We start from the raw sequence: 12,290 nt of genomic DNA on the forward strand, positions 1-12,290 counted from the left end.
GCTACAAAAAAACGGCCTCCACTGCGGAGGCCGTTTTGCATTCAGCGCATGCGGTTTTTCTTGCGCCGCGCCCATTGCCGCGCCACCCACCAGCGCCAATAGAGCATCACCGTGAAGTAGGCGAGGATGCCGAGTAGCAGTCCGCATACCACCGACCCCAGCAAAAACGGCTGCCACATGGTCGAGAGCTCTCCGCTGACCCATTCCCAGGTCAACGAATCGGGCAGGGTACGGGCAGGCACATTCATCAACCAGGCCCCGGCCTGATAAGTGCAGAAAAATACCGCCGGCATGGTGATCGGGTTGGTCAGCCACACGAGGCTGACGGCAATCGGCATATTGCCGCGCACGGTGATTGCCAGTGCGGCGGCTACCAGCATCTGCGCCGGAATCGGCAGGAACGCGGCGAACAGGCCGACGGCCATCGCCCGGGCCACCGAGTGACGATTGAGGTGCCAGAGGTTCGGGTCATGCAGCAACTTGCCGAGAAAGCGTAAGGATTTGTGTTCCCTGATGCTCGTCGGGTCGGGCATGTAACGTTTGAATAAGCGCCGGGGCATAAGGCTTCTCGGTCGGTTAAGGCGGCAAGTATGTCTGGATTCTACGAAGCGCCCATTCAGACTTTGTGACAATTGTTGACGACGCTTGTGCTCCACGCCAGCTAAGCATAGTGAGGTGACTCTCAAGGACAGGCTTATGCGCACAGGGATGATGGCGCTGGCAGCCGGTTTGCTGGTTGCAGGTTTTTTGCCGGTTTTACCGCCGGTCGGGTTGATGATGTTGTTGCCCATGGTGGGGCTGATGTTGCTGCCGTTTCGCAGCTATCCCTTGGCGTTTCTGCTGTTCGGTTTCACTTGGGCTTGTGTCAGTGCGCAGTGGGCGCTGGATGAGCGATTACCGGCGCAACTTGACGGTGAAACCCGCTGGGTCGAGGGGCGGGTGGTCGGCTTGCCGCAAACCAGCGAGGGCGTGGTGCGTTTCGAGTTGGCCGATGCCCGCTCGCGCCACGACAGGCTGCCGTCGTTGATGCGTCTGGCGTGGTACGCCGGGCCAGCGGTCAAAAGTGGCGAGCGCTGGCGTCTGGCAGTGAAACTCAAGCGCCCCGGCGGTTTGCTCAATCCCGATGCCTTCGATTACGAAGCCTGGCTGCTGGCGCAACGCATCGGCGCGACCGGCACGATCAAGGATGGTCAGCGCCTGGCCGAGGCAAACTGGGCATGGCGCGACAGCATTCGTCAGCGCTTGCTGGCAGTCGATGCACAAGGGCGGGCTGGTGCATTGGCGGCGCTGGTGCTGGGTGATGGCTCCGGGCTCAGTCGCGAGGACTGGCAGATCCTGCAGGACACTGGCACCGTGCATCTGCTGGTGATTTCCGGCCAACACATCGGGATGTTGGCGGCGGTGATGTATCTGCTGGTCGCCGGGCTGGCGCGCTACGGCTGGTGGCCGCTGCGTTGGCCCTGGCTGCCATGGGCCTGTGGGCTGGCGTTTGCCGCGGCGCTCGGTTACGGCTTGCTTGCCGGGTTTGATGTGCCGGTGCAACGGGCCTGTGTGATGGTCGGGCTGGTACTGCTGTGGCGTCTGCGATTTCGCCATCTCGGCGCGTGGTGGCCGCTTTTACTGGCGTTGAATGCGGTGCTGTTGCTCGACCCGTTGGCCAGTTTGCGTCCCGGCTTATGGTTGTCGTTCGCCGCTGTGGGGATTTTGATTTTCACCTTCGGTGGTCGACTCGGTGCGTGGAAATGGTGGCAGACCTGGACGCGGGCGCAATGGCTGATCGCGCTGGGTCTGTGCCCGGTGCTGCTGGCGCTGAATCTGCCGATCAGCCTCAGCGGACCACTGGCGAATCTGCTGGCGGTGCCGTGGGTCAGCCTGTTGGTGCTGCCACCGGCGCTGCTCGGCACGCTGTTGTTGGCGGTGCCTTATGTCGGTGCAGGGTTGTTGTGGCTGGCGGGTGGCTTGATCGACTGGCTGTTTCGCGGCTTGTCGATGATTGCCGGGGCCTGGCCGGCGTGGATCTCGCCGTCGCTGCCGTGGTGGGCGTTGTTGCTCGGCAGTCTCGGCGCCTTTTTGCTGCTGTTGCCGCGCGGAGTGCCATTGCGACCGCTGGGCTGGCCGTTGCTGCTGATTCTGGTGGCGCCGCCTCGCGAGCGGGTGGCCGAGGGGCTGGCCGATGTCTGGCAGCTCGATGTCGGTCAGGGCCTCGCGATCCTGATTCGCACGCGTCATCACACGTTGCTCTACGACGCAGGTCCACGCTTCGGCGATTTCGATCTGGGCGAGCGAGTGGTGCTGCCGGCGCTGCACAAACTGGGGGTCGAGCGCATCGATCTGATGCTGCTCAGTCATGCCGACGCCGACCATGCCGGTGGTGCGCTGGCGGTATCGCGGGGCTTGAAAGTGACGCGGGTGATCAGCGGCGATCCGCCGGGCCTGCCCGCCATACTGCGGGCCGAGGCCTGTGACACCGGGCGGCAGTGGCAGTGGGACGGGGTCCGTTTTCAGCTGTGGCAATGGTCAGCCGCCAATGACAGCAATCAGCGCTCCTGTGTGTTGCAGATCGAGGCCAATGGCGAGCGTCTGCTGCTGACCGGCGATATCGACATCGCCGCCGAACGGGTTCTGCTCGACAGTCCGCTGGCCGTGCCGACGCACTGGCTGCAAGCGCCGCATCATGGCAGTCGCAGTTCCTCCTCGATGGCGCTGCTTCGGGCATTGAAGCCGCATTCGGTGCTGATCTCCCGGGGGCAGGGCAATTCGTTCGGTCATCCGCACCCGCTGGTGCTCGCGCGTTATCGCCAGCAAGGGCTGCGCATCTACGACAGCGCGCAGCACGGCGCCATTCAGCTGCGCCTGGGCAGCTTTCAGGCGCCGTGGCTGATGCGTCAACAACGGCGTTTCTGGCGTTGAAACACCATTGATCGCGGGATCGCCGAATGTGGCATCAGGTCGTCGGGGCAGCGGGTCTTAATCGCGAACCGGTATGGTAAAGTGGCGCACTTTTTCGAGGGGACTGTCACTGTGTGGGAATTGGTCAAATCCGGCGGCTGGATGATGTTGCCGATCATTCTGAGTTCCATCGCGGCCATGGCGATTGTCGCCGAGCGTCTGTGGACCCTGCGCGCCAGCCGCGTCACCCCCGAGCATCTGCTGGGTCAGGTCTGGGTCTGGATCAAGGACAAGCAGCTCAATAAAGAAAAACTCAAGGAACTGCGCGCCAATTCGCCGCTGGGTGAAATCCTCGCCGCGGGCCTGGCCAACTCCAAGCATGGTCGCGAGATCATGAAGGAATGCATCGAAGAAGCCGCCGCGCGGGTGATTCATGAGCTCGAACGCTACGTCAACGCGCTGGGCACGATTGCCGCCATGTCGCCGTTGCTGGGCCTGTTGGGCACGGTACTGGGCATGATCGACATTTTCAGCGCCTTCACCGGTTCCGGCATGACGACCAACGCCTCGGTATTGGCCGGTGGTATCTCCAAGGCACTGATCACCACGGCGGCGGGCCTGATGGTCGGTATTCCGTCGGTGTTCTTCCACCGTTTCCTGCAGCGCCGCATCGATGAGCTGGTGGTGGGCATGGAGCAGGAAGCGATCAAACTGGTCGAAGTGGTGCAGGGCGACCGTGACGTCGATCTGGCCGGGGACAAAGCGTGAAATTCCGTCGCAAACCCCGGGAAACGATCGACATCAACCTCGCGTCGCTGATCGACGTGGTGTTCATCCTGTTGCTGTTTTTCGTCGTGACCACCACCTTCACCCGCGAGACACAGTTGCGCGTCGATCTGCCGGAATCGGTCAGCGGTTCACCCGCCGAAGACCAGCAGCTCAAGCAACTGGATGTCGCGATCAGCGCCGAAGGCGTGTTCTCGGTGAACAACAAGATTCTGCCGAAAAACGACCTGGCGACGCTGATGGAAGCCATGCAGAAAGAAGCCAACGGTGACACCAACATGCCGTTGTCGATCAGTGCCGACGGCAAGACCCAACACCAATCGGTGATCACCGCCATGGACGCGGCCGGCAAGCTCGGTTTCAGCCATTTGCGCATGACCACGGTCGAGGCGGCGCCCAAATCCTGATGAGCCTGTCCGATCGTTTGCTCGCCGCGTGGTATCAGGGGCATCCGGCCCTGACACTGCTGCGGCCGCTGGAAATGCTCTACCGCCGCGTAGTGGTCAACAAGCGTCAGCGCTTTCTCGACGGTGAAGGCCAGATCTATCAGCCACCGGTACCGTTGATCGTGGTCGGCAACATCACCGTCGGTGGCACCGGCAAGACACCGATGATCCTGTGGCTGATCGAGCATTGCCGACGCGCCGGTCTGCGGGTTGGTGTGGTCAGCCGAGGTTATGGCGCCAAACCGCCGCAACTGCCGTGGCGGGTCACCGCTGAGCAGAGCGCCGAGATCGCGGGCGACGAGCCGCTGTTGATCGTACAGCGCACCGGCGTACCGCTGATGATCGACCCTGATCGCAGCGCGGCGGTCAAAGCCTTGCTCGCCAGTGAACCGCTGGACCTGATCCTGTCTGACGACGGCATGCAGCATTACCGCATGGCGCGGGATCTGGAGCTGGTGCTGATCGACGCCGCCCGTGGTTTGGGCAACCAGCGCTGCCTGCCGGCCGGTCCGTTGCGCGAGCCGATCGAACGCCTGCAAAGCGTCGATGGCGTGCTGTTCAACGGTGCCACTGCGGACCGCGAAGATGGCTTCGCGTTTCGCCTGCAACCGACGGCGCTGGTCAATCTGCGCAGTGGCGAGCGCAAGCCGCTCGATCATTTTTCGCCAGGTCAAGCGGTGCACGCAGTGGCCGGGATCGGCAATCCGCAACGTTTCTTCAATACCCTCGAAGCGCTAGACTGGCGAGCAGTCCCCCATGCGTTTGCCGACCACGCCGAATACAGCGTGCAGGCCTTGAATTTCACACCGTCATTGCCGTTGGTGATGACCGAAAAGGACGCGGTGAAGTGCCGTGCCTTCGCAGCAGACGACTGGTGGTATCTGGCCGTCGATGCCGTGCCGTCACCGGCCTTCGTGGCCTGGTTCGACACCCAGTTGATGCGCCTGTTGCCCGATCGTCTTTTGCCTTAACTCTTTATCCAGGGAATGTTCATGGACACCAAATTGCTCGACATCCTCGCGTGCCCGGTCTGCAAAGGCCCGCTCAAGCTCAGCGCCGACAAGACCGAATTGATCAGCAAGGGCGCCGGCCTGGCCTATCCGATCCGCGACGGCATCCCGGTGATGCTCGAAAGCGAAGCGCGTACCCTGACCACTGACGAGCGTCTGGATAAATGACCACTGCTTTCACCGTTGTCATCCCGTCGCGTTACGCCTCGACCCGCCTGCCGGGCAAACCGCTGCTGAATATCGCCGGCAAGCCGATGATCCAGCATGTCTGGGAACAGGCGAGCAAAAGCAGCGCCAGCCGTGTGGTGGTCGCGACTGACGATGCGCGCATCGTCGAAGCCTGCAAGGCGTTCGGCGCTGAAGTGGTGCTGACCCGTGAAGATCACAATTCCGGCACCGATCGTCTGGCTGAAGTCGCCGCCAAACTGGGCCTCGAGCCTGACGCGATCGTGGTCAACGTGCAGGGTGACGAGCCGCTGATCCCGCCAAGCGTGATCGATCAGGTTGCCGCCAACCTCGCCGCCCACACCGAAGCGCGCATGGCCACCCTGGCCGAGCCGATAGAAGACGTCGAAACCCTGTTCAACCCGAACGTGGTCAAGGTCGTCAGCGACCTCAATGGTCTGGCGCTGACCTTCAGTCGCGCGACTTTGCCGTGGGCCCGCGATGCGTTCGCCAAAAATCGCGAGCAGTTGCCGGAAGGTGTGCCGTACCGTCGTCACATCGGTATTTATGCCTACCGCGCCGGGTTCCTTCAGGACTTCGTGAGCTGGGGCCCGTGCTGGCTGGAAAACACTGAATCCCTCGAACAACTGCGTGCTCTGTGGCACGGCGTGCGGATTCATGTGGCCGATGCATTGATCGCGCCGCCGACCGGTGTCGACACCGCTGAAGATCTTGAGCGCGTTCGTCGCCTGCTGGAGGCCTGATGCGCGTTCTGTTCGTGTGCCTGGGAAACATTTGCCGCTCGCCCACCGCTGAAGGCGTGTTGCGCCGCAAACTGCGCGAAGCGGGGCTGGCGGATCAGGTCGAAGTGGCCTCCGCCGGCACCGGTGACTGGCACGTCGGCAATCCGCCGGACAAGCGCAGCCAGGCTGCGGCCAAGCTGCGTGGTTACGACCTTTCGGCGCAACGTGCGCAGCAGGTCAGCCGTGCCGATTTCGCCAGTTATGACCTGATTCTGGCCATGGACAACAGCAACCTGCGCAACCTCAAGGCGCTGCAACCGTCCACCGGCAAGGCCGAGCTTGACCTGTTCCTGCGCCGTTATGCCGGTGTGGTCGATGAAGTGCCGGATCCGTACTACGACGGCGATCAGGGTTTCGAGCAGGTGCTGGATCTGATCGAAGCAGCCTGTGACCAACTGTTGATCGAAGTGAAGGGCCGGTTATGAGTTTGCAGGTGCAGCCCCAGATTTCGCTGAAACCGTTCAACAGTTTTGGCGTGGACGTGCGCGCGCAGTTGTTCGCCGAGGCCCACTGCGATGCCGACGTGCGCGAAGCCTTGGCCTATGCGACTGCCCATGACGTGCCATTGCTGGTGATCGGCGGCGGCAGCAACCTGCTGCTGACGGCTGATATCCCGGCGCTGGTGCTGCGCATGGCCAGCCGTGGCATTCGGCTGATCAGCGATGACGGCAGCCACGTGGTGATCGAGGCTGAAGCCGGCGAACCGTGGCATCCGTTCGTGCAACACACCTTGGCGCTGGGATTTTCCGGTCTGGAAAACCTCAGTCTGATTCCCGGCACCGTTGGCGCGGCGCCGATGCAGAACATCGGTGCCTACGGCGTCGAGATCAAGGATGTGTTCGCCGGGCTGACCGCGCTGGATCGCCAGACCGGCGAGCTGCGCGACTTCAGCCTGGAAGAATGCAACTTCGCCTACCGCGACAGCCTGTTCAAGCAGCAGCCGGGGCGTTGGCTGATCCTGCGGGTGCGCTTCAAGCTTGATCGTGTTGCGCATCTGCATCTGGAATACGGCCCGGTGCGTCAGCGCCTGACCGAGCAAGGCATCGAGCAACCGACACCCACCGATGTCAGCCGCGCGATCTGCAGTATCCGCAGCGAAAAACTGCCGGATCCGGCGGTGCTCGGCAATGCCGGCAGTTTCTTCAAGAATCCGCTGGTGTCGGCGGCGCTGGTCGAGCAGATCAAGGCGCAGCACCCGGATCTGGTGGCCTATGCGCAAGCGGACGGGCAGATGAAACTGGCCGCCGGCTGGTTGATCGAGCGCGCTGGCTGGAAAGGTTTCCGTGAGGCCGATGCCGGCGTGCATAAATTGCAGGCGCTGGTGCTGGTCAACTACGGCTCCGCGACCGGTCTGCAATTGCTCGATCTGGCGCAACGCATTCAGAAAGATATTGCCGAACGTTTCAATGTCGAGCTGGAAATGGAGCCGAACCGTTATTGAGGCTACGCTTTCCAGGCGCCATCCAAAGCCCTGCACTGAGCAAAAAGTGCAGGGCTTTTTTGTTAACGGTGGGTTAACTTAGCCAGCTAACGATAACCGCCATTTGCTCCACCAAAGGCCCGGTGCAGACGTTCGCGTCGGCACAAGAGAGCCTGTGCCAACCACATATCAGTCAGCGATGACCCTGTGGCGAGGGAGCAAGCTCCCTCGCCACAGGATCAGTATTCAGCTTCACTGATGTGTATCGGCCGATTAGCCTGAGTCGATCTGCGCGAACCACACCGCTGATTTCCAGCGGCAGATTGCTCGACCCCATAACCACTAGAAATATGCGGGCGTGCCCATGATTACCCTGAAACTCAATGGCCAGGACCATCAACTGGATGTCACCGAAGACATGCCACTGCTGTGGGCTATCCGTGATGTCGCCGGTTACAACGGCACCAAATTCGGCTGCGGCATGGGCCTGTGTGGCGCGTGCACCATTCATATCGACGGCTTGCCAGCGCGCAGTTGCATCACCCCGATCGGCTCGGTGGTCGGGCAGAACGTCAGCACCATCGACCACCTGCACGCCGATCCGGTCGGCCAGGTGGTCCAGCAAGCCTGGCTCGATAGCGCCGTGGCGCAATGTGGTTTTTGTCAGGGTGGGCAGATCATGTCCGCCACCGCGTTGCTCAAGACCAACCCCAATCCGAGCGACGAGCAGATCGAAGAGGCAATGGTCGGCAACATTTGCCGGTGCGGCACTTACAACCGGATCAAGACCGCGATCCGCCAGGCCTCCACTCACTTGAAGGAGGCCAAGGCATGAGCCGCTTGCCGAATGATTTCGCCCTGAGCAATCTCAGCCGTCGCGGTTTTCTCAAAGGCGTCGGCGCCACGGGCGCATTGGTGCTGGCCGCGAGCTGGGGCTGGCAGGATGCACTGGCTGAAGACGCGCCGAAGAAGTTCGGTGCCGACGGCATGCCCAATGGCTGGATCGACGATCCCAAGGTCTACGTCAGCATTGCCGCGGATGGCACGGTCACCGTGGTCTGCAACCGCTCGGAAATGGGCCAGGGCGTGCGCACCAGTTTGAGCATGGTGGTCGCTGATGAACTGGACGCCGATTGGGCCAAAGTCAAAGTGCAACAGGCGCCGGGTGACGAAGTACGTTTCGGCAACCAGGACACTGACGGTTCACGCAGCATGCGTCACTGGTATGAGCCGATGCGTCGTTGCGGCGCGGCGGCCCGGACCATGCTCGAACAAGCCGCCGCCGCGCAGTGGCAGGTGCCGGTGGGCGAGTGCCAGGCGCAGTTGCACAAAGTCTTGCATAAACCGTCCGGTCGCGAGCTGGGTTACGGCGAACTTGCCGCTGCAGCCAGTGCGCTGGCGGTGCCGGCCCGTGACAGCCTGCGCCTCAAGCAGCCGTCAGAGTTTCGCTACATCGGCAAGGAAGGCACCAAAGCCATCGACGGTGCCGACATCGTCAACGGGCGCGCGGTGTACGGCGCCGACGTGCATTTCGACGGCATGCTCTACGCGACCATCGCGCGTCCGGCGGTGTATGGCGGCAAGGTCAAGTCGCTGGATGACAGCGCAGCGCTGAAAGTCCCTGGCGTGCTGAAGGTCATGCAGATCGAAAGCCGCCCACTGCCTTCGGAATTCCAGCCACTGGGCGGTGTAGCGGTGATTGCCAGCAATACCTGGGCAGCGATCAAGGGTCGTGAGGCGCTGAAAATCGAGTGGGACGACGGCCCTAATGCCAGTTATGACTCGATCGCTTATCGCAAGGAACTGGAAGCGGCGTCGCGCAAACCCGGCAAAGTGGTGCGCAACACCGGTGATATCGACAAAGCCCTGAGCGGCGCCGCCAGCAGTCTCGAAGCGTCCTACTATCTGCCGCATCTGGCGCAGGCACCGATGGAGCCGATGGTCGCCATCGCCCGCTACGACAAAGGCGTGTGTGAAGCGTGGGCGCCGAGTCAGGCGCCGCAGGTGACTCGCGAGCGCATCGCCGAGCGCCTCGGGCTGCCGTTCGACAATGTCACCTTTAATGTCACGCTGCTCGGTGGCGGTTTCGGCCGTAAATCCAAGCCGGATTTCGTCGTCGAAGCGGCGATCCTCGCCAAAGAGTTCCCCGGCAAAGCGGTGCGGGTGCAATGGACGCGCGAGGATGACATCCACAACTCGTATTTCCACACGGTGTCCGCCGAGTATTTGAAGGCCGCCGTTGGCAAGGACGGCATGCCCTCCGGCTGGCTGCATCGCACGGTGGCGCCGAGTATTACGGCGCTGTTCGCTCCGGGCATGAACCATGAGGCGGCGTTCGAACTGGGCATGGGCTTTACCAACATGGCCTACGCGATTCCCAACGTGCGTCTGGAAAACCCCGAAGCCACGGTGCACACCCGGGTCGGCTGGTATCGCTCGGTGTCGAACATTCCCCACGGTTTTGCGATCCAGAGTTTTGTCGATGAACTGGCGCACAAGGCCGGGGTTGATCCGCTGAAATACCAGATCAAATTGCTCGGCCCGGATCGACAGATCGACCCGCGTACCCTGAGCGAGGAGTGGAATTACGGCGAATCCCCCGAGCGCTATCCGATCGACACCGGACGCATGCGCACGGTACTGGAGACCGCCGCCAAGGCTGCCGGCTGGGGGCGTCAATTGCCGAAAGGGCGCGGCCTCGGCCTGGCGGTGCATTACAGCTTCGTCACCTATGTGGCGGCGGTGATCGAAGTCGAGGTCAAGGACGACGGCACGCTGATCGTGCACAAGGCTGACATCGCCGTCGATTGCGGGCCGCAGATCAATCCTGAACGCATTCGCTCGCAGTTCGAAGGCGCCTGTGTGATGGGCCTGGGTAACGCGGTGCTGGGTGAAATCAGCTTCAAGGACGGCAAGGTCCAACAGGACAACTTCCATATGTACGAAGTGGCGCGCATGTCGCTGGCGCCGAAGGAAATCGCGGTGCATCTGGTGACGCCGCCGGGCGACGTGCCGTTGGGCGGTGTCGGTGAGCCGGGCGTGCCGCCAATTGCGCCGGCGCTGTGCAATGCGATCTTCGCCGCCACTGGTCAGCGTATCCGCAACTTGCCGGTGCGTTATCAGTTGCAGGGCTGGCAGAAGGCGCAGGCGTAATGGACAGCGTCGACCTCAACGTCCTGCGCAGCGTGCTCGAGTGGCGCCGCGCCGGGCAGCGAGTGGTGCTGTTCAGCGTGGTGCAGACCTGGGGCACCGCGCCCCGGGCACCCGGCGCGATGCTCGCGTTGCGCGAGGACGGCGTGGTGATCGGCTCGGTGTCGGGTGGTTGTGTCGAGGATGACTTGATCGCCCGCCTGCACGACGGGCGCATCGCCAGCGACGGCCCGCCGGTACAACTGATTACCTATGGCGTCACTCGCGAGGAGGCGGCGCGTTTCGGCTTGCCCTGTGGCGGCACGCTGCGTCTGACCGAGGAGCGGGTCGGTGATCCGGCGTGGGTCGCGGAGTTGCTGGCGCGTTGTGAAAACCATGAGATTGTCGCCCGTCAGCTGAACATCGAAACCGGTGAGGTTGTGCTGTCGGCGGCGAGCAAATCCGATGTGCTCGAATTCGACGGCAAGACCCTGCGCGCCATTTATGGTCCGCGCTGGCGTCTGTTGTTGATCGGCGCGGGACAGCTGTCGCGTTACGTGGCGGACATGGCGCGGCTGCTGGATTTCGAGGTGCTGATCTGCGATCCGCGTACCGAGTTCGTCTACGGCTGGGAAGAGCACCACGGTCGCTTTGTCCCGGGCATGCCGGATGACGCGGTGTTGAGCATTCAGACAGACGAGCGCACGGCGATTGTGGCGCTGACCCATGATCCACGCCTGGACGATATGGCGCTGCTCACCGCACTCGATTCGCCGGCCTTTTATGTCGGTGCACTCGGATCGCGGGTCAACAGTCAGAAGCGCCGGGACAATCTGGCTCAGTTGGGCTTGTCACCCGAGGCGATCAACCGTTTGCACGGGCCGATCGGTTTGCACATCGGCAGCCATTCACCGGCGGAGATTGCCCTGTCGTTGTTGGCGGAGATCGTCGCGATCAAGAACGGCGTCGAGTTGAAACAGAAGAAAGTTGTGGAGGCGTCATGAGTCGATCCATTGCAGTGATTGTGCTGGCGGCGGGCGAGGGCAGTCGCTTTCGTCAGGTTGCGGGTGACGACAAGGACAAGCTGCTGGCCGATTGCACCGGGCGTGATGGTGCGGTGCGTTCGGTGATCGAGCAGGTATTGCTGAATCTGCCGGCCGGTCTCGACAAGCGGGTGCTGGTCACCACCGAAGCGCGGCCGCAGGCGATGCGCATGGCGCAGGCCTATGGCTGTGAGGTGGTCTCGATTGATTCGAGCGGGATGGGTGACAGCATTGCGGCGGGCGTTGCGGCTTGTCCGGAGGCGGATGGCTGGTTGATTGTGCTGGGGGATATGCCGTTTATTTTGCCGTCGAGTATTGAGCGGGTGGTGGCGGCGATTGCCGAGGATGCGGTGAGTGTGCCGGTGCAGGAGGGCGAGTTTGGGCATCCGGTGGGGTTTGGGCGTTCTTTTGGGCCGGCGTTGCAGGCGTTGAGTGGCGATCGCGGGGCCAGACCGTTGTTCAAGCAGGGGCGGGTGGTTGAAGTGGTGGTGGATGATCCCGGGGTGTTGTGGGATATCGATGTGCCTGAGGCGTTGGTGTTCACTCAATCCTGAGCCCTGCATAAATCCTCTGTAGGAGTGAGCCTGCTCGCGATAGCG

13 protein-coding genes are annotated in these 12,290 nt (G+C 62.4%); 12 read left to right on the forward strand and 1 reads right to left on the reverse strand.

The features are described 5' to 3' along the window. Window positions 1-41: 41 nt before the first annotated feature. Window positions 42-560 carry a DUF2062 domain-containing protein gene (locus M0814_RS09005; protein WP_003227088.1) on the reverse strand — a complete coding sequence of 173 codons (519 nt, stop codon included), beginning with the start codon at window positions 558-560 and terminating at the stop codon, window positions 42-44. 136 nt (window positions 561-696) lie between these two features. On the opposite strand from M0814_RS09005, the gene M0814_RS09010 reads away from it, so the two are divergent. The 12 genes from M0814_RS09010 to M0814_RS09065 all read left to right on the forward strand — a co-directional run bounded on the left by M0814_RS09010 (window position 697) and on the right by M0814_RS09065 (window position 12,245). Then, window positions 697-2,910 (forward strand): DNA internalization-related competence protein ComEC/Rec2, encoded by a 2,214-nt coding sequence (locus M0814_RS09010; protein WP_103484747.1) that lies wholly within the window; start codon window positions 697-699, stop codon window positions 2,908-2,910. A gap of 111 nt (window positions 2,911-3,021) precedes the next feature. Further along, the gene (locus tag M0814_RS09015; RefSeq protein WP_003227083.1) at window positions 3,022-3,657 is read left to right on the forward strand and encodes a MotA/TolQ/ExbB proton channel family protein; all 636 of its coding nucleotides are present in this window, start codon (window positions 3,022-3,024) and stop codon (window positions 3,655-3,657) included. After that, window positions 3,654-4,082: a biopolymer transporter ExbD gene (locus tag M0814_RS09020; RefSeq protein WP_027612340.1), complete on the forward strand. Its 429-nt coding sequence runs from the start codon at window positions 3,654-3,656 to the stop codon at window positions 4,080-4,082. The genes M0814_RS09015 and M0814_RS09020 overlap by 4 nt, the downstream gene beginning before the upstream one ends. Then, a complete protein-coding gene (gene lpxK, locus M0814_RS09025) occupies window positions 4,082-5,092 on the forward strand; it encodes a tetraacyldisaccharide 4'-kinase (protein WP_103484746.1) in 1,011 nt (336 codons plus the stop codon). Before M0814_RS09020 ends, lpxK begins: the two co-directional genes overlap by 1 nt. 21 nt (window positions 5,093-5,113) lie before the next feature. After that, on the forward strand, window positions 5,114-5,299 hold the full coding sequence (locus M0814_RS09030; protein WP_003179363.1) for a Trm112 family protein: 186 nt from the start codon (window positions 5,114-5,116) through the stop codon (window positions 5,297-5,299). Next, complete coding sequence (gene kdsB / locus M0814_RS09035; protein ID WP_103484745.1) at window positions 5,296-6,060, forward strand: 3-deoxy-manno-octulosonate cytidylyltransferase; 765 nt, start codon at window positions 5,296-5,298, stop codon at window positions 6,058-6,060. The genes M0814_RS09030 and kdsB overlap by 4 nt, the downstream gene beginning before the upstream one ends. Further along, window positions 6,060-6,524, forward strand: a complete 465-nt coding sequence (locus M0814_RS09040; protein WP_103484744.1) for a low molecular weight protein-tyrosine-phosphatase — start codon at window positions 6,060-6,062, stop codon at window positions 6,522-6,524. The genes kdsB and M0814_RS09040 overlap by 1 nt, the downstream gene beginning before the upstream one ends. Next, a complete protein-coding gene (murB, locus tag M0814_RS09045) occupies window positions 6,521-7,540 on the forward strand; it encodes a UDP-N-acetylmuramate dehydrogenase (protein WP_103484743.1) in 1,020 nt (339 codons plus the stop codon). Before M0814_RS09040 ends, murB begins: the two co-directional genes overlap by 4 nt. Before the next feature lie 343 nt (window positions 7,541-7,883). Next, on the forward strand, window positions 7,884-8,354 hold the full coding sequence (locus tag M0814_RS09050; protein WP_103484742.1) for a (2Fe-2S)-binding protein: 471 nt from the start codon (window positions 7,884-7,886) through the stop codon (window positions 8,352-8,354). Further along, entirely contained in the window at window positions 8,351-10,672 is a 2,322-nt protein-coding gene (locus M0814_RS09055; protein WP_103484741.1) for a xanthine dehydrogenase family protein molybdopterin-binding subunit, read from the forward strand. The genes M0814_RS09050 and M0814_RS09055 overlap by 4 nt, the downstream gene beginning before the upstream one ends. Next, complete coding sequence (locus M0814_RS09060) at window positions 10,672-11,652, forward strand: XdhC family protein (RefSeq protein WP_103484740.1); 981 nt, start codon at window positions 10,672-10,674, stop codon at window positions 11,650-11,652. Before M0814_RS09055 ends, M0814_RS09060 begins: the two co-directional genes overlap by 1 nt. Then, window positions 11,649-12,245: a nucleotidyltransferase family protein gene (locus tag M0814_RS09065; protein ID WP_103484739.1), complete on the forward strand. Its 597-nt coding sequence runs from the start codon at window positions 11,649-11,651 to the stop codon at window positions 12,243-12,245. Before M0814_RS09060 ends, M0814_RS09065 begins: the two co-directional genes overlap by 4 nt. Window positions 12,246-12,290 lie beyond the last annotated feature (45 nt).

It is taken from the genome of Pseudomonas sp. MWU12-2020 (assembly GCF_023100605.1).
In the GTDB taxonomy this organism is placed as follows: Bacteria; Pseudomonadota; Gammaproteobacteria; order Pseudomonadales; family Pseudomonadaceae; genus Aquipseudomonas; species Aquipseudomonas fluorescens_H.